The sequence below is a fragment of the Cellulophaga baltica 18 genome (assembly GCF_000468615.2).
GTDB classification, from domain to species: Bacteria; Bacteroidota; Bacteroidia; order Flavobacteriales; family Flavobacteriaceae; genus Cellulophaga; species Cellulophaga baltica.
The window spans coordinates 1,506,993-1,530,764 of record NZ_CP009976.1; the positions used below are offsets into that span (position 1 = coordinate 1,506,993).

Here is a 23,772-nt window from a genome sequence, read left to right on the forward strand (position 1 = left end):
ACTCTAAAATTGACATTTTTTGTAACAATCAATCTATTAATTTGAATATAGGATTTTCAATAAGTTGTATAAGATTTGTATTTACAGGCGAAATAGCTGTATATTAATTATGTTTTTTATATAGTATATTTTTAATAAGGCATATAATTCGGTTACCCATTACTTTTAAATATTGATAATTAGTTGAAAGGCATAGTGTTACTCTCCTTGGTTCGAGCCCAAGAGGGGGAGCAGAGCGACAGAAAGCCTTTACAGAAATGTAGAGGCTTTTTTGGTTTTAGATATTGATCCTTTTTAGTCTCATTTCTGGCCCTTCTTATCTAGGGAGTAAAACGTTTTCATTGCTTAAATAAGCACCATTCTTATCAAAAGTAGCTATACCCTTAATCAATCGTTATAGTAGATTTATTCTGGTATTATTCTTAGAATACCGTCATGTTCTCTTGATAATAAATTATCTTAGTTTATACACTAAAAAATAAACTCAAAATTTAAATCATGAAAAAAATAGCAATCTATACGGTTTTAGTATCGTTGACCGTATTTTTCACTTCTTGTAAGGAAGAAAAAAAAGTAGAAACTCCAGAAAGTACTCCGGAAGTTGTAATTGAAAGTAATTTTGGCGGCCTAGCACTTTATACGGTTAGAGATGATATGGGAGTAGATGCCAAAGCTACCTTGAAAGCAGTTTCAGATGCAGGGTATAAAAATATTGAGGCAGCCGGATATAGCCAAGGTAAATTTTACAACATGTCTCCAATAGATTTTAAAGCATTATTAGATAGCTTAGAACTTGTTCCTATAAGTACGCACCATAGCGATGTAACATTAGAAAATGCTGATGCTATGATGGCTGATGTAAAAGCCGCAGGTTTTGAATATTTTGTGGTGCCAATTCCTCCAATGGGATTATTTCATTATGATGATGCCACAAGTACTATGAGTATGACGGGTGGAGCAGAAAATTTAACAAAAATTATAAATACCTTGGGCGAAAAGGCCCATGCAGCGGGTCTTAAGCTGTTATACCATAATCACGATTTTGAATTTAAGAAAGATGCGGACGGGATTGTGCCTATTGAATATATGTTGGAACATACAGATCCTAAATTTGTAAATTTTCAAATGGACCTTTTTTGGGTGACAAAGGCAGGAGCAGATCCATTAGCTTATTTTGAAAAATATCCAGGACGATTCAAAATCTGGCATGTAAAAGATATGGATGAGCAAGGCAGGTTTGCACCTGTTGGCACAGGGACAATAGATTTTGCTAAAATATTAGCAAAGAAAGACCTTTCAGGGATGGAATATTATATGGTAGAGCAAGATATGACATTTGACGGAATGAAGCCATTAGAGGTTATTAAAACTAGTCATGAGGGCATTAAGAACTTCGGATTTAACTAACGAATAAGAAGCATTTAGATGTAAAGGCGCTAATTAACTTAAGCGTCTTTTGTCGTTTATAGATTTAGTATTTTTGTAATCTAAGGTGTTATCAATACCTATCTCCATTTTTAGAACTACCATTAAATAATTTAATTGCAAAATGAAGGATTATTACGGCATTATTTTATTCTTTTTATCATTTTCCAATGCACTTTTTGGACAAAAAGTATTGCCTCCAATTTACAATTATAAAATATTTGACTATCAAGCGGCTAGTCAGAATTGGGATGTAGCAGTAGATGATTCTGGTGCTCTTTATGCCGCAAATAATAAAGGCCTTCTTTATTACAATGGTGAAGAATGGATACTTAATAAATTACCCAATAATACCATTATTAGGTCTGTTAGTGTTTTGGATGATAAAATTTTCACGGGTTCTTATGAGGAATTTGGGTATTGGCAGAAGAATGAATTTGGACTTTTAGATTATACTTCATTAACCCACTTAATTAAAAATTACACCTTCACCAATGAGGAATTTTGGCAAATAATTTCATTTGATGATGCCATTTTTTTTAGATCTTTCTCTACTGTTTATAAGTATAAAGATGATAAGATCGAGGTGATTGATGTGGATGGAGTTGTTACAGATATGGCCGCATATAATAACCAACTCTATATTGCGGGCGGAGGAACAGGTATTTATAAATTTCATGAAAATAAGTTTATTTCCATCCCAAATCTAGAAGCACTTTTGGGTAAGACCATTATAGCCATGGCGAGTATTGACCATAAGCTTTTTATCGGTACAAAACTTAATGGATGCTTTGTATTTGAAAATGGGATTCTACAAGAATGGGATCATCCTATAAATAGAGAGTTAAAAAAGCACCAACTTAATGATATTGTACCTTACCCAGAAAACAAGATAGCTTTTGGAACCATAAAGAAAGGAGTGTTTCTTTATGATAAATTACAAGACTCATACATCAATTTAGATAGAGAAACGGGATTGCAAAACAATACGGTATTGTCTATTTTTCATTTTGATAACCAATTATGGTTGGGCTTGGATAATGGTATAGATCGGATAAGAACAAATGCGCCAATTACCTATTATACAGATTTTTCGGGTGCTGTAGGTACTACCTATGATATTGCTTACGTAGATGATGTTTTGTATTTAGGGAGCAATACTGGAATTTATTTTTTTGAAGACGATGTGCTGCAATTCGTAGAAAATTCTCAAGGTCATGTATGGGATTTAAAGGTAATTGATAGCGAATTATTTGCTGGGCATAATACCGGAACCTTTAAGGTGTCTAAAAATACGCTAGAATTGGTTTCTTCGGTTTCCGGAGGGTATCAAATTGTAAAAGTTCCTGAAGAAGAGAACAGTTATCTTCAAGGTACATATATAGGGATTTCTAAATTCTCCAAAAATACGGAAGGTACTTGGGAGGTTCAGCCTATTAATGGCGTACAATTTCCGGTAAAACAATTGTGTTTTGAGTCTAAAAATGTTGTTTGGGCAGCGCACCCTTATAAAGGTTTTTTTAGGTTGCGGCTCAATGATGCCTTAGATAGCGTAGAGGAAGTTCAAGAGTTTTCTCATGATGCCATCCCAAATAATTATAATGTTAAGGTATACAATGTGAAAAATCAGATTGTGTTATATGCAGATGGCATCTGGTATACCTATAATGCTATTCTAAATAAAATTGAAGTATTTGATGATTTCACAAAATATAAGGGCAATGAACTTATGTATAATGATGGCGATTACTTTTGGTTTATAGATAATGAGAATAGTAAAGAAATTTTTTATACAAACTTAAGAGAGGATAATCTTTCTATTGCGGAGAATGCATTAAAAAAACGTTTGGTACCTGATGCAGAGAATGTGGTGAGATTAAACGACTCTAATTTTATGCTTACCCTTAGTGATGGATTTGCTAAAATAAACTTGACCAAATTAAACAGTTACCTTGAAAATCTTGATGTTCCTAAACCGCAACTTAGTTATTTTAAAGACCAAGAGCATCGTTTTGCGCTAACGCAAGAAAATTTTGAGGTTGATTACAAGAATTCTCAGCATATAAGCTTTCAAGTAGCTTCTCCTAACTTAACAAAGCCTAGATATTTTTATGAATTATCAGGGGCTAAGGAGCAAATTAATTATGTGGATACTGGTACGCTTCAATTTGAAAATTTACCACACGGAGCTTATATGGTTAAGATTTCTACGGTGAGTATTGATGGTAAAATTTCAGAACCAAGGGTTATTTCTTTTACGATAGCTCCTCCATGGTATCTATCGGTAGTGAGTAAAGTGGTGTATGCATTCATTTTTCTGATGATAATTTTTCTTGTTAGACGCTATAATCGAAAGAAATTAGAACGTAAACAGAAGAACTTTGAAGAAAAAATGGACCGCAAGCAAGAGGAGCATTTAGCTACTATAGAAAAAGAAAAACTGGCCAAAGAAATAAAACTAAAACAGCAAGAGTTAACAAGTACTACGTTAAATATTGCTAAAAAGAATGAAGTTATTCTAGAGTTAAAAAATATGGTAGTCATGAATAAGGATAAATTTCCAAGTTCATCACGTTACGGAGCATTTATAAAAAAGTTAGACAAATCGGTGAACGATTCTGAGGATTGGAAGCGCTTTGAAGTCAACTTTAAAGAACTACATGAAGATTTCTTTGAGCGGTTACTTAAAGAGTTCCCCAAGCTAACACCTAAAGATCTAAAACTTTGTGCGTATCTTAAAATGAACTTGTCATCTAAGGAGATTGCGCCTTTGATGGGAATATCACTCCGTGGAGTAGAAATTCATAGGTATCGATTGCGAAAAAAACTACAAATAGATACATCAGAATACCTTTCTAGTTTTTTAATCACTTTTTAAAGATTGGGAGCCAAATACGAAATATAGGAGCTTTATATTAGCAATACCTCAATTATTATGGTGTAATAATTTATAAATAGCATATTTAAGCTTTAAATATGGCTTATTTGCATTTTTAAAGTTACATCATTACTACATCATTGTGTTAAAATTTTAACTTCAACAGTGCATCACGCTACAGCAACTACCTAGTAAACACTGCATCTAACGCTGTAAATTAGTTTGATGTAGTTATTATGTATCTAGAAACAAACACTACAACAAGGCTTGTTTTATACTTTAGCATCATTCTAACTCAATTTAATAAAGAACTATGAAAATAAGCAATGTAATATTGACGATTTCGTTTTTGCTGTTTCAATCGCTCTTATACAGTCAGGCTTCTGCTGTATCAGGAACAGTAACAGATAGTGATAATATACCCTTGCCAGGAGCATCGGTAGTATTAAAAGGTACCGCTACCGGAACTCAAACAGATTTTGATGGTAATTTTACTTTAGATAATGTTTCTGCTGATGGTGTTTTGGTCATTAGCTTTATCGGGTATACGTCGAAAGAGGTTGCTGTAAACAACCAGACTACGCTGACTATTTCATTGCAAGAAGATGCGCAAGCATTAGATGAAATTGTTGTGGTCGGGTATGGAACTCAAAAAAAATCAGATTTAACAGGATCTATCACTACGGTAAGCTCTGAAGATATTGCTAGGACACCATCTGGAGCTCCAATGCAATCGTTGCAAGGTAAAGTTGCGGGTTTACAAGTAGTAAGTAACGGTGCGCCTGGAAGTGCACCAACAATTAGAGTCCGTGGTCTAGGTTCCTACACTGGTGATGGGGCTTCTAATCCTTTATATGTTGTAGATGGTACTTTTTATGATGATATTGGTTTTTTAAATAACGAGGACATTGAAACAATTTCGGTTCTTAAAGATGCATCAGCTTCGGCAATATACGGAGTAAGGGCTGCTAATGGGGTCGTTCTAATCGAAACAAAATCAGGTAAAGTAAATCAGAAAGCACAAATCACCTATAGTGGTTACCAAGGAGTTCAAATAGCGCAAAATTTGGTCAAACTTTCAAATGCTGAGCAGTTTTCTACACTGGCTAGAGAATCTGGTTCTGCTGCAGAAGCTAGCTATATAGACAATGCAATGCAACGTTATGGCCGTAGCAGAATAAATCCTAATGTACCAGATGTCAATACAGATTGGTATGATTTAATATTGAGACATGCATTGATACAAAATCACAGTCTAGGAGTTACTGGGGGTACTGAAAGTGTTACATATTCTTTAGGAATTAGCCAGTTTGAGCAAGAGGGCATATTAAAAATGAAAAACGATTATGAACGTTTTAATATTCGCGCAAAGGTTGGTGTAGATATAAGTGACCGATTGAAAGCTGGGGTTTCTACTATTTTCAGCAATTCTACAACGTATCGTCCTGAAAATGCAGCATTTAGTTCGGCATATTTTGCTGTGCCAATAATGCCAGTTTTAGATGAATCAAAAACAGAGGCGTATCCAAGACCATATGCAAATGCTCAGGATTTAGGATATAGACAACCACAGAACCCTTTTCCTTTACTTGAAAATTCAGAATACAGAGATAAAATTAGAAACAACTTAGTAAATTTTAATTTAGAATATCAATTAATTCCAGATAAGCTGAACTTAAGAACAGCCTATTCTCACAATTTTGAGGCTAAAGAAACTAGAGTGGTTAGGCTTCCATATTTTTATGGTATTGGAGATGCTTTTAGGGAGAATGCAGAGTTAGTGAAGAAAAATGAAACTTTTTCTGAACAAACATGGGATAATACATTGACCTATAATGATGATTTTGGAAAGCATAATTTGACGGTATTAGCAGGTACTTCTTTCAGAAATAGATCTTTTGAGCAATTAGAAGTGAAAGGATTAAATTTTCCGAATGGTACAGGAATTGGTGATGAATCATATTATTTAGATTTAGCGAAGAGTATTGACTTAGATAATGTAGGTGACGATGGAGTAAGTCAATACTTCTTCTCTTATTTTAGCCGTGTAGCGTATAATTTTGATAATAAATACCTTTTGTATGGTACTTTCCGTGCAGATGGTACAAGCAAGTATCAAGAGAAATGGGGTTATTTTCCAACTATAGGGGCAGGTTGGGTAATCTCAGAAGAGTCTTTTATGAAATCTAACGGTGTTTTTGATTTCTTAAAGTTAAGAGCTAGCTGGGGTGAATTAGGAAATGCTAATGTAAACGCTAGTACAGGTGGTATAACTTCTACCGAGGTAAATGGAGTTTTTGGAGACACAAGGTATCCTGGTTTAGTAACTAATAGTGATTTTGAAGCTTTAAAGTGGGAGGTTACTGCAGAAACAAACGTGGGTTTAACAGCAAGATTATTTGATAATAATTTATCGATTGAAACAGATTATTTTACTAGAGAAACTAGAGATGCTATTATTCCAGTATCAAGACTTTTAGTACCTGGAGAAACTAGGCAAAATGTTGGAGTTATAAAAAACTCAGGTATAGAGGTAGCTATCAATTGGAGAAAACAAGTTTCAGAAGATTTTAGCTATTCTATTGGAGGTAATTTTTCTACGTTAAATAATGAAATTTTAGATTTAGCTGGGCAGGAGAATTTAACTTCTGGCGGTGATATCGAACAACGATCTGTTGTTGGAGGTGCTATAAACTCATTTTTTGGGTTAGATGTTGCAGGGGTATATCAAACAGCTGAAGAAATAGCGGCAGATCCAGCGGCACAAGCGGCAATTGCAAGTTCTGGTATTCCTGACTACATACAACCAGGAGATTTCAAATTTGTTGATCATAATGGTGATATGGTGATAGATGCACAAGATAGAGTAGATCTTGGTTCTTATTTACCAACCTATAATTTTGGTTTCAATCTAGGTCTAAACTATAAAGCTTGGGACTTTTCATTAAATGTTATTGGTCAGGGGGGTAATGTTATTGCCAATTCAAAACGATTTGCAATACGTCAAACGCCGGATGCTAATATTGATAGCGATTTTGCAATAAATAGATGGCACGGTGAGGGTACTACCAATAGCTATCCTTCTGCAAGAGGTATACGTAATCCATGGAGCAATCAGTTTTTGAATAGCTTTTTTGTTGAAGACGGGGATTTTATTCGATTACAGAATATAACTGTAGGTTACACATTGCCAAGTTTAAAAGGAAAATTTAATCCTAATATTAGGTTTTACATGACAGCAGAAAGGCCATTGACATTCTTTAAATATAATGGCTTTACCCCAGAGGTGTCAAACGGTGTAGATGCCCAAACCTATCCTATTCCTGGAGTATATACATTAGGAGTTAATATTAAAATTTAAAAAAATCAGCTATGATGCATATAAAAACAAACAAAATACTTGGACTTTTTGCCCTATTAGCTATGGTGATTTCAAGTTGTTCAGATGAATTAGATCAACCACAACTTAATAATAATTTTGCTGGTGGAACAGATTTTTCTAAAACGGACGATATGATATTTTCCCTTATTGGAGTTTATCAATCCGTTGGAGACAGAGGTTGGGAACAACCGCTAGTAGTTTCTACAAGAGGTGATGATGTAAATGCTGCCGGAGATCAACAAGGCCTAAAAAACCAAGATCGTTACTCTTATGATAATTCATTTTTTGGTTCTAGAACTTTATGGGAAACCTATTATGATGATATCATTAAAGCGCATACAGGAATGGAGCAAATAGCTAGATATCAAGAATTTGCAGATGAAGATGGCGTAGCTTTGGCGAACCAGTATATTGCTGAAGCTAAAGTTTTGCGTGCCATTCTGCTTTTTCAATTATCGCAAGTATACGGATCTGTTTTTATTCCAGAGTCTTCTAATTTAAATGATTTTGCAGATGTCACGTCTGTACCTTCTAAAGACGAAGTGATGCAACATTTATCGGATCAGATGGATGAGGCTATTCCGTTCTTATTAAACCTTAGACCTAATGAAAGAACAGATTTGCCAGGTGGTGTAACTAAATATACAGCATTACAAATCAAAGCATTGGCAAATCAAGAATTGAAGAATTATCAAGCAGTAGCAGAGGCTACAGGTGAAATTATAAGTTCAGGAAAGTTTAATCTTATGGATGACTATTATGAGCTGTTTAAAACCCCTGGAAAATTAAGTAATGAAACCTTATATGAATTTCAATATTCAGATTTCAATAGCGGTACTGGCGAAAGAGTAGGTCATTTGTATGCTCCTTATGGTCCAAACGGTTGGACACCTAGCGTAGCTGGTGCGAGTGCTGGATGGGGCTTTTTTGAACCTAGTATGAAATATGTAAAATTTATGTTAGACAGAGGAGAAACAAACCGTTTAGAAACCACAGTTTTGTTTACTCAAAAAGGAATTGATAGTATTATTTCTACATCTACCTATACAGAAGCTACATTACCTTCATTTGTTTCATCTACTACAAGAGATGGTGATAATTTGACAGATAATGCGAGAGCTATTTTTGCGAGTGGAAAACACTACTTGCCAACAAATCAATTAATTCCTGGTCGTGTTGAGTACGGTAGTAATAAAAACTATATCGTTTATCGCTATGCAGAAACACTACTAATGTATGCTGAAGCTATAACGCAGGGAGCAAATCAAACTTCAATTTCTGCAGATGAAGCGATTAATTTAGTACGTGCTCGTGCTAGTATGCCTCCATTGTCTGGTGTTACTCTTGATCAAATTGTAGATGAAAAGTATGCAGAATTGGCTATGGAATGGGGAAAGCGATTTTTTGACATGGTAAGGTTAGGTAGAAATGATGAATTGAGTTATGAAGGAAGAACTTTTACACCAGATAAGGCATTTGTCACATACCATCAAAATCAGATCGATGAATTTCCAATACTAGGTAACATATCCAACTAAAAACAAAAACCATGAAAAAATTAAGATACAGTCTATTGGCTTTGGTTGCAGTACTTTTTATCTATTCTTGTGATCAGGGTATAGACGGAATAACGCAAGTAGATCCCGGAGTAGATGCTACAGCTCCAGCTATAAAAATAAATTACCCAAAAGAGGGCATTGAAGTTAACGTATTAGCAACGTTGGCAGATATTACAATAGATTTTGAAGTTACAGATGATATTGAGGTAAAAGATATTACGGTTCTTTTAGACGATGTAGTAGTGGGTACGTTTACTTCTTTTAAAGATTATCGTCGGGTTTTAATTGATGATTTGGTGTATAGTGGATTAGAAGATGGGACTCACGTAATGACAATTTCTGCTACAGATATAGAAGGAAAAAATACGACAAGTTCTGTGAGCTTCGAAAAAGTACCTGCTTACGTTAAAAAGTATGACGGAGAGGTATTCTATATGCCTTTTGATGGGGATTATGTAGATCTAATTAGTTTTCAAAAAGCAACTATAGTAGGTACACCGAGTTTCACTGACGATGCGTTAAATGGAACCAGTGCCTATGCAGGAGCAACAGATTCATATTTGACTTTTCCAGCAGAGGATTTAAAATCACAAGAATTTAGTGCTGTCTTTTGGACAAAATTAAATGCTGTTCCAGATAGAGCAGGTTTGTTGGTTATGAGTCCGCCATTAGATGCTTCAGGAGGAAACGTATTAACTTCAGGATATCGTTTTTTCAGAGAGAATGCTGATGGTCTACAGCGATTTAAATTAAATGCAGGATCAGGAGCAGATAATACCTGGGTAGATGGTGGTGCGGCAGCAGACGTAGATCCTTCTGCTGGTAAATGGGTGAACATGGCATTTACCGTGTCAGGCACCGAGGCTAGTGTTTATATTGATGGGCAATTGGTGCAGCAAGTACCTTTCAACGGTATAGATTGGACCGATGTAGATGTGCTATCTATTATGTCTGGAGCTCCTAATTTTAGTGGTTGGGATCATAAATCAGATTTAGGTTTTATGGATGAACTTAGGATCTTTAATAAATCGCTTTCTCAAGCAGAAATTGAAACTATTATTCAAGATGATTCTGGTATAAGTCCAGATACATACACCGGTACTTTTGATGGGGAAATGTTTTACATGCCATTTGATGGTGATCATATAGATTTATTTAGTACTAATGAAGCTACAATAGTTGGTAACGCAGGTTTTGCAGGCGAGGCTAAAGTTGGTGACAACGCCTATGCGGGAGCAACAGATTCGTATTTGACAGTGCCAACAACAGGGCTTACTACTTCAGAATTTAGTGCCGCAATGTGGTATAAAGTAAATGATACTCCAGATAGAGCAGGTATTCTAACCGTAGGACCTCCGGATACAGAAAATGCCGGTTTTCCAGAGATTCAAAACTTGCGTACAAGCGGGTTTAGATTGTTAAGGGAGAATGCTGACGGCCTACAACGTATTAAACTTAATGTTGGAAATGGTGATGGAGAGGAATGGGCAGACGGAGGTACAGCAGCAGATATTGATCCAGCGGCGGGTGAATGGGTGCATTTAGCATTTACAATCTCCGAGACGACCACCGTGGTATATATTAACGGTGTAGCCGTTGCTAACGCAGAAACAGGAATTAGTTGGGCAAATTGTGATTTGGTATCCATAGGTTCTGGTGCACCAAGATTTACAGAGTGGGGTCATGGTGCAGATCTAAGCTATATGGATGAATTACGATTTTTTGATAAAGCCTTGACGCCAGAACAGGTAACCGCAGTGATGAATGCGAATTAAAATAAGTACCCTATAAAAGTAAGTTTAGAACGCTTTTGTTAAAGCGATAATAATATACGTTGATAGTACATATGAAGAATTTAGTAAAGTTGATAGTGAGTTTAGTGTTAGTGGCTATTGTATCTGTAGTTGAGGGATGCAATGGCCGCAAGACTAAAAATGAAAAAGAAATAAATACTTCAGAAAAAGAACAAGTTGTAATTTCTGATAATGAATTGCTAGACAAAATACAGCGACAAACTTTTGACTATTTCTGGGAAGGCGCAGAACCAACCTCTGGCTTGGCAAGAGAGCGTATTCATTTAGATAGTATTTATCCATCTCATGATAGAAATATTATTACTATTGGAGGATCTGGTTTTGGCTTAATGGCTATTCTTGTGGGGGTAGAAAGAGGTTTTATAACTAGAGAACAAGCTATAGCGCGTTATGAAAAAATGCTGAGCTTTTTAGAGAAAGCAGATCGTTTTCATGGGGCTTGGCCTCATTGGTTGCAACCTTCAGGAAAAACAGCGCCTTTTAGTAATAAAGATGATGGAGGAGATTTGGTAGAAACGGCTTTCTTGATTCAAGGATTGCTGACGGCTAAAGAATATTTCAATTCATCTAATGATAAGGAATTAGCCATTAGAGAACGAATTCAAAAACTTTGGGAAGGAGTAGAATTTGACTGGTATACTAAAGGTGAAAATGTATTGTACTGGCATTGGTCTCCAAACCATGGTTGGGATATGAATTTTCCGGTAGGTGGGTATAATGAAGCTTTAATCATGTATATTTTAGGGGCAGCATCACCGACACATCCTATCAAAAAAGAAGTGTACGATCAAGGTTGGGCTTTAAATGGGAATATAGCCAAGGATACAACCTATTATGGTTTAGAAACAGAATTAAATCATTATGAGCATGACAAGTCTCCAGTAGGGCCTTTATTTTGGGCACACTATTCATATTTAGGTCTTAACCCAAAAGGATTATCAGATAAGTATGGAAATTATTGGAAACTGAATCAAAACCATGCTTTGATTCATTATAAGCATGCTGTTGCTAACCCAAATAAATTTAAAGGTTACGGTGAAAAAGCGTGGGGCTTTACCTCTAGTTATTCTATGAAAGGTTATGCGGGCCATCGACCAGATAATGATTTAGGGGTTATTGCACCAACAGCAGCCTTATCTTCAATGCCATATACTCCAAAAGAGAGTTTAGCATTCTTAAGATATTTATATACAGAACAAGATAGTCTTATTGGCAAATATGGCCCTTATGATGCGTATAGCTTAACAGATAATTGGAGCTTGCCTAGGTATCTAGCCATAGACCAAGGACCAATTCCAGTAATGATAGAAAATTACAGAAGTGGTATGTTATGGTATTATTTCATGAAAAATGAAGATGTACATAGAGGCCTGAATGCTTTGGAGTTTACTTATGTAATGCCTAAAGAATAAGTGTTAAATTTATAAGGAGCTTCTATGCTAATTATGCATTGTGGTTAAGACTTTTATTTCATCCAGATGAGTTACATAAAATATATCATATTATCTTCTTTTTTAGTCCTTGTTTTCTCTTGTTCTAAAAGCGATTCTCAAGGTCCAACGGGGATATCAGAATTACCGGAAACTCCAATAACTCCAGAAGAACCTGTTGTTTCAATTACAGATGAAGAGTTGTTAGATATTACTCAAGAAACTACGTTTAAATATTTCTGGGATTATGCACATCCAAATTCTGGAGCCGCTAAAGAAAGATACCATCCTAGTAATCCGGATAATGATGCCAATACGGTAACTATTGGCGGTACAGGTTTTGGTTTAATGGCAATTTTAGTGGGTATTGAACGAAACTATGTATCAAGAGCAGAGGCGTTAAATCGCTTAACTAAAATGGTTGCTTTTCTAGATACAGCAGATCGTTTTCATGGTGCTTGGCCGCATTGGGTAGATGGGAATACAGGAAAAGTAAAGCCATTTAGCGCCTTAGATGACGGTGGAGATTTAGTAGAAACGGCTTTCTTGGTACAAGGACTTATCTGTGTAAAAGAATACTTTAAAGATGGCTCTGAAGCAGAAAAAGCATTAGCGAATAAAGCAGAAGAACTTTGGAAAGGGGTAGAATGGAACTGGTACACACAAGGAGAAGATGCTTTGTTTTGGCATTGGAGTCCCGCGAACGGATTTGCCATTAACTTAGCTTTAAAAGGGTATAACGAAACGTTAATAACCTATGTATTAGCCGCAGCCTCTCCTGATTACAGCATATCAAAATCTGTGTATGATGGCGGATGGGCTTCCAACGGCACGTTTATATCTTCCAATAGTGCTTACGGATTCCCTTTATTGTTGAATCATGCTGGGGCGGAACAGTTCGGTGGTCCACTTTTTTTCTCACACTATTCCTTTTTAGGCTTAAACCCAAATGGCCTGGCAGATACCTATGTGAATTATGGAGAGCTAAGTATAAACCATAGTAAAATTAATTATAATTATGCCATTGCCAATCCTAAGAATTATAAAGACTACGGTGAAGATTGTTGGGGTTTAACGGCGAGCTATTCTAGAAATACAGATGGTAGTTTAGGATATGCAGCTCATGCCCCTAATAATGATTTAGGCGTTATTTCTCCTACGGCTGCAATTAGTTCAATAGTGTATACCCCTGAGGAATCTTTACAAGCATTACATTACTTCTACGGAAAAAAAGAGGAGCTCTTAGGAACTGCTGGTTTTTATGATGCTTTTAGTCCGCAATACAATTGGGTAGCAGATGCCTATTTAGCGATAGATCAAGGGCCACAAATTATCATGATAGAGAATTATAGAACCGGTTTACTTTGGCAGTTATTCATGCAGAATGATGAGGTACAAGTCGGCTTAACTAAATTAGGATTCACATATGGAAATTAAAAAATTAGCTTGCGCGGTACTTTTTTTGTTTGTTGCTTTTTATGCACAAGCACAAAAGGAGAACTATCAAAAAGAAAGTTTTATTCAAGATGGAGATACTTTAAAGTATCGCATTATGTTCCCCAAAGATTTCATAGATACCAATCAATACCCTATCGTGTTTTTTTTACATGGAGCAGGAGAGCGTGGTGCAGATAATGAAACGCAATTGGCACATGGTAGTGCATTGTTCGCTAGTGAAGAAAGTTTAGAAAACTACCCTGCAATTGTTGTTTTTCCACAATGCCCAAAAGAAGATTATTGGTCAAACGCTAAAGTGAATAGAAAATCAAGACCTGTTTCTTTAAAATTTAAATATCATAGAAAACCAACACAGGCCATGCATATGGTGATGGAATTGGTAGATGAGTTGGTAGGAAAACCTTTTGTGAAAGAAGATCAAATATATGTCATGGGCTTATCTATGGGCGGAATGGGTACCTATGAAATTTTGCATAGAAAGCCAGATACATTTGCAGCAGCAATTGCCATTTGTGGTGGTGGTGATGAGAAAGGTTCTGAAGAATTTGCAAAGAAAGTGCCTTTATGGATTTTCCATGGGGCTAAAGATGATGTCGTAGACCCGCAATTATCCCTAGAAATGGCTTCGAAAATCATAGCCTATGGAGGGCATCCTAATGTTACCATCTATAGTGAGGCTAATCATAATAGCTGGGATTCAACATTCGCAGAGCCAGAATTACTCCCTTGGTTATTTGCACAAAAAAAATAAGTCAGTTACAATTTTAAATAGCAGAATAAAAATGAAATTAAAAGTCTTACATATTTTAGCACTAGCGGCATTTTTTGCAGTTCCTTCAATACAAGCACAGCGTACAATTCCAGAGGTAGAAGCATTATTAAAAAAGATGACCATAGAGGAGAAAATTGGGCAGCTCAACCTCGTTACTCCAGGTGGGGGTATTGCTACAGGTTCTGTAGTGAGTTCTAATGTAGAGGAAAAAATTAAAGCCGGCCAAGTTGGAGGTTTATTCGGAATTTCTGGACCTGAGAAAATTAAGACAGCACAAGATTTTGCGGTAAAAAAAACACGTTTAGGAATCCCTCTTTTGTTTGGATCTGATATTATTCACGGCTATAAAACCACCTTTCCCATTCCTTTAGGATTAGCATCTTCTTGGGATATGGAACTAATGAAAAGAACAGCACAGATCGCGGCATTGGAAGCTACGGCTGACGGAATTAACTGGAATTTTTCTCCAATGGTTGATATTTCTCGCGATCCTCGTTGGGGAAGAATTTCTGAAGGCGCTGGGGAAGATCCTTACTTGGGTTCTCAGATTGCCAAAGCAATGGTGACGGGGTATCAAGGGGATGATCTTATGGCTAAGAATACCATGTTGGCTACGGTAAAACATTTTGCCCTTTATGGGGCTGCAGAAGCAGGTAGAGATTACAATTCTGTAGATATGAGTCGACTTAAAATGTTTAATGAGTACCTACCGCCATACAAAGCAGCTATAGATGCGGGAGTAGGTAGTGTTATGAGTTCTTTTAATGATATTGACGGTATTCCTGCCTCTGGAAACAAATGGTTGTTAACAGATTTGCTGAGAGATGATTGGGAGTTCAACGGTTTTGTGGTTTCAGATTATACTTCGGTAAATGAAATGATTGCACATGGTTTGGGAGACTTACAAGCCGTCTCTGCTTTATCATTAAAAGCGGGTTTAGATATGGATATGGTGGGTGAAGGTTTTTTGACCACCTTAAAAAAATCCTTAGAAGAAGGAAAAGTTACAGAGGAAGAAATTACCACTGCTTGCCGAAGAATTTTAGAGGCTAAATTTAATTTAGGACTGTTTGATGATCCTTATAAATATATAGATAAAAAACGACCTGCTAAAGATATTCTGAAAGATGAAAATAGAGCTCTAGCAAGAGAGGCGGCAAAAAAATCATTCGTATTATTGAAAAACGAGCCTAAAAATTTACCACTTCAAAAAAATGCTACAATTGCATTGATAGGCGATTTAGCAAATAGTAAAGATAATATGTTAGGTACATGGGCACCTACCGGAGACCCTCAACTCTCTGTTTCTATTCTTCAAGGATTTAAAAATGTAGCTCCTAATGCAATAATTTCTCATGCCAAGGGGGCTAATATCACGGATGATCCTGCACTTGCAAAGAAAATTAATGTATTTGGTGAACGCGTAACTATAGATAAGCGCAGTGCAGAAGTTATGCTTGCTGAGGCAATAGCCTTGGCAAAAGAAGCAGATGTGGTGGTAGCTGTTGTGGGTGAGGCCACCGAGTTTACAGGAGAATCTTCTAGTAGAACAGATATTTCTATTCCTCAAAGTCAGAAAAAATTAATACGAGCTTTAGCAGCTACAGGCAAACCTTTGGTGCTTGTTTTAATGAGTGGTAGGCCTTTGGTTTTAGAAGAAGAGCTTGCTTTACCAGCTAGTATTCTTCAAGTGTGGTTTCCTGGTGTAGAGGCAGGGAATGCCATTGCAGATGTGGTGTTTGGAGATTACAATCCGTCTGGTAAATTAACTGCTACTTGGCCTCGAAATGTTGGGCAGATTCCTATCTATCATAGTATAAAGAATACAGGTAGACCACAACCTACGGCCGAATTTGAAAAGTTTAAATCTAACTATTTAGACGCTCCGAATACTCCTTTATTGCCTTTTGGTTACGGACTAAGTTATACCGAATTTGAATATAGTAATTTGAAAGTTACTACTGCTCAAATAAACCAAAATGAGCCCCTGACCGTTACCGTAAGTGTTAAAAATACGGGCGATTTTGATGGGGAAGAAGTGGTGCAATTGTACCTCAAAGATGTAGTAAGAAGCATTACGCAACCGGTAAAACAGTTGAAGGGGTTTAAAAAAGTAATGCTTAAAAAAGGAGAAACCAAACAGGTAACCCTCACGCTAACTCCCGAAGATTTGAAATTCTATAATTCCAATTTAGAATTTGTTGCAGAGCCTGGAGATTTTGAGATCTATGTAGGAACAAATTCAGAGGCTACTTTAACCGCTAAGTTTAGCTTGAACTAAAAGTATTTTAATGAAATATCTGGTCTTTTCTTTTCTAGTTGTATGGTTGGCATCTTGTGCTGATAAGGAAAAAATTAAAGAGAAGAAAAGGCCAAATATTATATTTATCATGTCAGATGATCATGCTATGCAGGCCATTAGCGCTTATGGTCATCCCATAAGTAAAATAGCACCCACTCCTAATATTGATAGGATTGCGGAGAATGGCGCGCTTTTCAAGCATAGTTATGTCACCAATTCTATTTGCGGCCCCAGTAGGGCAGTAATATTAACGGGGAAGCATAGTCATATGAATGGTTTCAGGCAAAACGGAGATCATTTTGATGGTAGTCAGCCTACCCTGCCAAAGATGATGCAACAAGCAGGGTATAAAACTGCTTTATTTGGTAAGTGGCACTTGCATGGATATCCAGAAGGTTTTGATGATTGGAAAATAATTGTGGATCAAGGCAACTACTACAATCCAGATTTTATTCAGAATGGCGATACGACCCGTATTGAAGGATATGCCACAGATATAATTACCAATGATGCGTTACATTGGTTAAAGAACAGAGAACAGGACACCACACCATTTTTTATGATGGTACAGCATAAGGCTCCTCATAGGAATTGGATGCCTGCGCTTCGTCATGCTAATAAATATGATAGTGTGCATTTTCCGCTACCTCATACGTATTTTCCAACTTTTGAGGATCAATTAGCAGGAGCGGCGCAATGGCAAACCATTTATAAAGATATGTATGAGGGCCATGATTTAAAAATGACACAAGAATATGGGAATGCTTCTTTGGCGCACAACCCATGGCCAACAGATTTTGATCGGATGACTTTGTCGCAAAGAGAAGCTTGGGATGCGGCCTATCGCTCTAAAAATAATGCATTCCATACGGCAAACTTGCATGGAGAAGCTTTGGCACGATGGAAAGGACAGCGGTATCTCCAAGATTATATGGGGACGATTGCGGCTGTAGATGAAGGCGTAGGGCAGTTATTAGACTATCTAAAAGAAAATAAGCTAGAAGAGAATACTATAGTAGTTTATACCTCTGATCAAGGGTTTTATTTAGGAGAAAAAGGTTGGTTTGATAAACGGTTTATGTACGAAGAATCTTTTGGAACTCCATTGTTAATTCAGCATCCAGGAACGATAAAAGGGAATACCACTATTAACGCTATGGTACAGAATTTAGATTTTGCGCCAACATTTCTAGATTTTGCAGGGATATCAAAATACGCGTCAGAGATGCAAGGAGAATCATTTAGAGGTTTGCTAGACGGGAGTTTGAACGAAAATGATTTTAGACAGGTGGTTTACTATCACTATTATGATTATCCGGCCTTTCATATGGTGAAAAAGCATTACGGTATCAGAACTCAAAAATACAAACTCATTCATTTTTTTGATGATATTGATGCATGGGAGCTCTATGACCTTGAAAATGACCCGAAAGAACTTCATAATTTAATTAATGATTTTAATTATAGGTATGTTCGTGCTATGATGCACAAAAAGTTAGATAGTGTTCAGAAAGTATATAAGGTCACAGATAGAGAATTTGAGAAAGCCTCACAAGAACAAATAGAGGAAGCTTATAAGCAATTTAAGCGTTTAAGAGGAACGCCCTTAGAGTAGTACGCACATTTATTGGTTGTTTATAGTAATTGTTAACGCTAACTCTTTGCTTATGCGTTCATTATACATGTATTAGAGCACATTTTTTATTCGCTTCGGTTGTAATTTTACGTGGTATACTCGCAAGAGTAGTATGTAAAAAACTAATGAATTAAAAAATATATCTATGAAACTACAAGACAAAAAAGTAGCTATTCTAGCTACAGACGGATTCGAAAAATCTGAATTATTTGAGCCCCTAAATGCTTTAAAGAATGAAGGAGCATCTGTCGATATAATTTCAATCAAAGAGGGTGAAATAAAAAGTTGGGAAGATAAGAACTGGGGTGAAGCCATTTCAGTTACTAAACTTGTAAAAGATGCTAAAGAAGCAGATTACAATGCGTTAGTATTACCAGGTGGTGTTGCTAATCCAGATACCTTAAGAACAGATGAAAATTCTTTAGAATTTATTAGAAGTTTTTTTAAGAGTCACAAACCAGTAGCAGCTATTTGCCATGCTCCTTGGTTGTTAATTAGCGCAGGAGTTATAGAAAATAGAGAGGTAACTTCTTTTAAAAGCATTAAGGATGATGTTTTAAATGCAGGAGCAACTTGGTTGGATAAAGAGGTTGTGGTAGACAGCGGACTTGTAACCAGCAGAAATCCGGACGATTTACCAGCTTTTATCAGCAAAGTAATTGAAGAAATTGGAGAGGGCAAGCATGATAAGCAAGTTGCTAATGCTTAGGTATTAGATACTAACATATCGTACGTATTTAAGGATCGGTCTGGGAGTTTTCTTGACCGATTTTTTTCTAACCAACATTATAAAAAAAAAACAGCATGGCAATTTTAGGAGCAGTAATAAAAGGGATTATAGATTTAAAAGATATACTAACATCAGAGTCTAACCCAATAGAAGAACAAGAACAAGTATTGAAAGATTTGCTTGATACAGCAAAGGATACAGCGTTTGGAATTCATTATAAATTTGATGAGCTTTTAGCTTCTGAAAATACATCTAAGCAGTTTTCAGAAACTATTCCTTTCTTTGATTATAACAAAATGAATGCAGAATGGTGGCATAAACTTCATGAAGGTGGTGAAAATATCACATGGCCAGGAAGACCAGATTATTATGCATTGAGTTCTGGTACTACGGGGAAATCTAGCAAGAAAATACCGGTAACAGATGACATGATTGCTGCTATAAAAAGTACAGGTATTGATCAAGTATCTGCGTTAGCGAATTTTGATTTGCCGGCAGAATTTTTTGAAAAAGGAATTTTAATGTTGGGGAGTTCTACAGATTTAACCGAAAAAGACACACACCTGGAAGGCGAAATAAGTGGAATAAGTGCAAGTAATATTCCGTTTTGGTTTAGAGATTACTATAAACCAGGGGAAGAAATTGCACAAATAGAGGATTGGGATGAGCGTGTTCAGAAAATATCTGATAATGCCAAAAATTGGGATATTGGTGCTTTAAGCGGTATACCTTCATGGATAGAATTAATGTTGGAAAAGGTCATAGCAGATCATAACTTAAAAAATATACATGAAATTTGGCCAAATTTACAAGTGTATACTTCTGGTGGAGTAGCTTTTGGGCCATACGAAAAAAGTTTTATGGCTTTAATGGGGAAACCTATGACGGTTATAGATACCTATTTGGCCTCAGAAGGTTTTATAGCTTTCCAATCTAGACCAGAAACCGATGCAATGAAATTAGCAACGAACAACGGAATTTATTTTGAGTTTGTACCCTTTAAACCAGAATACATTAATCAAGACGGTTCCTTGACCAGTGATGCTCCTACCTTAAGGTTATCGGAAGTAGCGAAAGATCAAGACTATGCCTTAATTATAAGTACCGTTTCGGGTACGTGGCGTTACCTTATTGGGGATACTATTGAATTTACGGACGTAGCGCGTGCAGAAATTAAAATTACGGGAAGAACTAAATTCTTTTTAAATACTGTTGGTTCTCAGTTGTCCGTAAATAAATTAGACGACGCCGTTAATCATATAGAAGAAGTGTTTAACGTAAAAATACCTGAATATACCTTGTGTGCTAAACGTTTTGAGGACGATTTTTACCATAGTTGGTATCTGGGGTGTGAAAGCAATTTGGTTACGGAAGAGGTTGTTGCAGCTTTAGATGAACATTTAAAAGAAGCTAATAAGAACTATAGGGTGGCCCGTTCTAAGGCATTAAAAGGAGTAAAAGTGGCCGTAGTGTCTCCTTCCGTTTTTCATGAGTGGAGTGGAGCCAATAAGAAGAAAGGTGGGCAAGTAAAAATGGAGCGGGTAATGAATGAAGAGAAGTTTAAAACTTGGGAAGAATTTGTTGCAAAACAGTAGTTATACGTAACTATTGTTTTGCTTTGTCACGTTCTTCTACAAGAATCATAATCTCATCTGGAGATAAATAATATTTTCTAATTCGAGCTTTATAGATTTCCGATAAGTTAGTGTTGTTCAGTATAAAGTTTTTAGTGTCAAGAATATATCCGTCTAAATTTTTAGCAACCGCATGAGAATCTGCAGCTCTTTCTGCTTCTTTGATTGATGCATCAATAAAGTAATATTTTATGCCAAACCAAATTAGATTTATACTACTGCGGTTTCTATAGTCCATGACATGTCCTAACTCGTGCCCTAGCCATCCTATCATAACGTTTTCAGGAATATCTTTGGTAGCAAATTTCTGCCCTTCTATTTCAAAATTTTCACTTATAAAAATATAGTAGCTTCGTTTCTTTTTAGGCAGTAATAAGCTCAAAAAGGAAGGCTGAGCTTGCATGATTGATTTTTTAATATCCTTTTTAAATTTAAATTCAATTCGGGTATTTTTTAATTCCGGATAATGAGATAAGGCAAACTCCGCTTCCTTACGTATAGCATCTGGGATAATATGTTCTGGATTTTTTTCTATCATATTTTCGTAGATTATAAGTGTGGCTAGTGCTAAAAGCAAAAAAGTGGCAAATTGCCACTTTTTATTTTTTATTCTCTTTTTCATGTATTTAAAATTGATATCTGATCCCCAAGGCGATATCTAAATCTAAATCATCAGAATAATTGTCATTGAATCCTAGTTCAGGACGCATATCTAAGGATAGTATCAAAGGGAAATCAAAATTATACTCGATACCTATATCACCTGCAATTAAAGCAAAAGTACCATCGTTTTCGCCAGCATCAAAAGATCCAATACCTGCACCAGCACCTACAAACCAATTAAAGTTTCCTTCAATAGGCATTACCCATTGGTATAAACCAACTAGTTTAAACGCGTCTACATTGTTAGAATCTCTCCATCCTAAATCAAACTCTAAACGGTTGTTTTCCTTCAAATATCTTTGGTATGATATCTCACCGCCAAATCCGTCATTGTCTCCTAATCTAAGACCTAAAGCATTTTTAGAGATACTTTGTGCCTGTGCAGAAATGCTGGCAAGTAGAATGATTGCAAATACACCTAATATTTTTTTCATTGTTGTTTGTTTAAAAATTATTCGAGACAAATATATAGCAAACTTGCATAGGCTATTGCTCAGTTCAACGAATATATTAACTCTTATGCATTTTTTACATTTAGAGTAGCGGACTGAAAAATTTAGCGATTCCTTCTATAAAACGCTGATAAAATGGACGGTTTTTAAACGTTTTGTAATCTAAGCTTTTATTAATTTCACAATATTCTGTAAATTCTTTACAAATAGCCTCGGTAATCTTTTTATCATAAATAACGGCATTGGCTTCAAAATTATGTTCGAAGCTGCGATAGTCAAAATTCCCAGATCCTATAGAGGCAACTTCATTATCAATCAATATAACTTTACTATGAGAGAAGTCTTCTCGTAAATATATATTTACACCAATAGCAAGAAGCTCTTCAAACCTAGAAAACATAGAATATTTTGCCATTAGCGAATCTGATTTATTCGGAATTAAGAGACTTACTTCAATTCCACTTAGGGCAGCAATTTTGATAGCTTGTAATACCGTGGTACCAGGAATAAAATAAGGATTGGCAATATAGATTGATGATGTAGCGCTATTGATCATAGAAATATATTGCTGCATTACAGCAGGTTGTTTAGAATCTGGACCACTAGCGACAATCTGTACAGTGCTATTCCCAATAGGTTTAAGATTAGGTAAGTATTTCTCATTTATAAGCATCTCTTTACTACTGGCAAAATGATAATCTTTGATAAAAATACGGTGTAAGCTATTGACCACCGGACCTTCTAGTCGCACATGTAAATCTTTCCAGATACCAAGTGGCGAACTCTTTTTTATGTACTTATCAGATACATTTACACCGCCTGTAAATCCTAAACAACCATCGATAATTAGAATTTTTCTATGGTTTCTATAATTTAAGGTAAAAAGCAAGCTACCAAAACGTAAGGGCATCATAGGGTAAGCTTGGACCCCAATATCTTTAAAGCGTTTTATAGTTTTACCTCTAAAAGAAAAACTTCCCACAGAATCATAAATTAAACGTATTTCTACCCCTTCTTTTATTTTTGCCTTAAACAATTCATAAAAACGCTCTGTTAATTCGCCTTCTTCAAAAATATAATACTGAAGGTGTACAAAAGATTTTGCATTTTTTATCGCTTTAAAAATAGCCTCAAAAGTCTCTTCTCCGTCATTTAGCACCGTAACATTGTTCCCCTTATAGGAAGGGAAAAAGGTATTCTCCTTATTTAAATTAGATAGTTTTTTATATTTATTTTCATGAACATGTATGTCATCTTCTGTTGTAGACAGACTTTGATAGTTTTCATCATACAAACGCCTTCTTTCTGTTTGTCTTAGTCTAAAAAAACGGAATTTTCTCCTGTTGACACCAAAAAGATAGTAAAGTATGGGTCCTCCAAAAGGAATCGCTATAATTGTTAATAACCAACTTAATGATTTTGTAGGCCTAGAACCATGCAGAACAATGCTTCCAAATGCCCAGAGGGTTAATATCAGGTAACCAATTAAAAGTATTGTTCTAATCATATAGTGGTTGGAATTTTAAATTCTAAATCAAAGTACTCAATTTTTAAGGACATTTGCTGCTATTGCTGTTATTACAGTTAATTATAAAACGGATAGGGGTGTGGTTTACTACATAAATTAAGGAAGTTTA

At 35.9% G+C, this 23,772-nt stretch carries 15 protein-coding genes; 12 read left to right on the plus strand and 3 right to left on the minus strand.

Translation table 11 applies throughout. The features are described 5' to 3' along the window. Positions 1–498: 498 nt before the first annotated feature. The 12 genes from M666_RS06375 to M666_RS06430 all read left to right on the plus strand — a co-directional run bounded on the left by M666_RS06375 (position 499) and on the right by M666_RS06430 (position 20,981). Positions 499–1,407, plus strand: a complete 909-nt coding sequence (locus M666_RS06375; protein WP_029447306.1) for a sugar phosphate isomerase/epimerase family protein — start codon at positions 499–501, stop codon at positions 1,405–1,407. A gap of 142 nt (positions 1,408–1,549) precedes the next feature. Next, positions 1,550–4,303, plus strand: coding sequence for a helix-turn-helix and ligand-binding sensor domain-containing protein (locus M666_RS06380; protein WP_029447305.1), 2,754 nt, complete (start codon positions 1,550–1,552; stop codon positions 4,301–4,303). Between the two features lie 313 nt (positions 4,304–4,616). Beyond that, a complete protein-coding gene (locus M666_RS06385; protein ID WP_029447304.1) occupies positions 4,617–7,664 on the plus strand; it encodes a SusC/RagA family TonB-linked outer membrane protein in 3,048 nt (1,015 codons plus the stop codon). 11 nt (positions 7,665–7,675) lie between these two features. After that, positions 7,676–9,223 (plus strand): RagB/SusD family nutrient uptake outer membrane protein, encoded by a 1,548-nt coding sequence (locus M666_RS06390; protein ID WP_029447303.1) that lies wholly within the window; start codon positions 7,676–7,678, stop codon positions 9,221–9,223. 11 nt (positions 9,224–9,234) lie between these two features. Next, positions 9,235–11,019, plus strand: a complete 1,785-nt coding sequence (locus tag M666_RS06395; RefSeq protein ID WP_029447302.1) for a LamG domain-containing protein — start codon at positions 9,235–9,237, stop codon at positions 11,017–11,019. 71 nt (positions 11,020–11,090) lie between these two features. Next, positions 11,091–12,470: a glucoamylase family protein gene (locus M666_RS06400; RefSeq protein ID WP_034660422.1), complete on the plus strand. Its 1,380-nt coding sequence runs from the start codon at positions 11,091–11,093 to the stop codon at positions 12,468–12,470. 66 nt (positions 12,471–12,536) lie between these two features. Beyond that, on the plus strand, positions 12,537–13,925 hold the full coding sequence (locus M666_RS06405) for a glucoamylase family protein (RefSeq protein ID WP_029447300.1): 1,389 nt from the start codon (positions 12,537–12,539) through the stop codon (positions 13,923–13,925). Then, positions 13,915–14,697 carry a carboxylesterase family protein gene (locus M666_RS06410; protein ID WP_029447299.1) on the plus strand — a complete coding sequence of 261 codons (783 nt, stop codon included), beginning with the start codon at positions 13,915–13,917 and terminating at the stop codon, positions 14,695–14,697. The genes M666_RS06405 and M666_RS06410 overlap by 11 nt, the downstream gene beginning before the upstream one ends. A gap of 31 nt (positions 14,698–14,728) precedes the next feature. Then, positions 14,729–16,999: a beta-glucosidase BglX gene (bglX, locus tag M666_RS06415; protein ID WP_029447298.1), complete on the plus strand. Its 2,271-nt coding sequence runs from the start codon at positions 14,729–14,731 to the stop codon at positions 16,997–16,999. A 10-nt stretch (positions 17,000–17,009) separates the two neighbouring features. After that, the gene (locus tag M666_RS06420) at positions 17,010–18,635 is read left to right on the plus strand and encodes a sulfatase family protein (RefSeq protein ID WP_039325271.1); all 1,626 of its coding nucleotides are present in this window, start codon (positions 17,010–17,012) and stop codon (positions 18,633–18,635) included. A gap of 166 nt (positions 18,636–18,801) precedes the next feature. Continuing rightward, entirely contained in the window at positions 18,802–19,365 is a 564-nt protein-coding gene (locus tag M666_RS06425; protein ID WP_025616097.1) for a type 1 glutamine amidotransferase domain-containing protein, read from the plus strand. A gap of 95 nt (positions 19,366–19,460) precedes the next feature. Continuing rightward, complete coding sequence (locus M666_RS06430) at positions 19,461–20,981, plus strand: GH3 family acyl-acid amido synthetase (protein WP_029447296.1); 1,521 nt, start codon at positions 19,461–19,463, stop codon at positions 20,979–20,981. A 10-nt stretch (positions 20,982–20,991) separates the two neighbouring features. On the opposite strand, the gene M666_RS06435 is transcribed toward M666_RS06430, so the two are convergent. The 3 genes from M666_RS06435 to cls form a co-directional block, all read right to left on the minus strand. Further along, positions 20,992–21,642, minus strand: coding sequence for a hypothetical protein (locus M666_RS06435; RefSeq protein ID WP_029447295.1), 651 nt, complete (start codon positions 21,640–21,642; stop codon positions 20,992–20,994). Positions 21,643–21,646: 4 nt separating this feature from the next. Then, positions 21,647–22,117 carry a hypothetical protein gene (locus M666_RS06440; protein ID WP_025616094.1) on the minus strand — a complete coding sequence of 157 codons (471 nt, stop codon included), beginning with the start codon at positions 22,115–22,117 and terminating at the stop codon, positions 21,647–21,649. A 100-nt stretch (positions 22,118–22,217) separates the two neighbouring features. Next, positions 22,218–23,642, minus strand: coding sequence for a cardiolipin synthase (gene cls / locus M666_RS06445; RefSeq protein WP_039325275.1), 1,425 nt, complete (start codon positions 23,640–23,642; stop codon positions 22,218–22,220). Between the last annotated feature and the right edge of the window lie 130 nt (positions 23,643–23,772).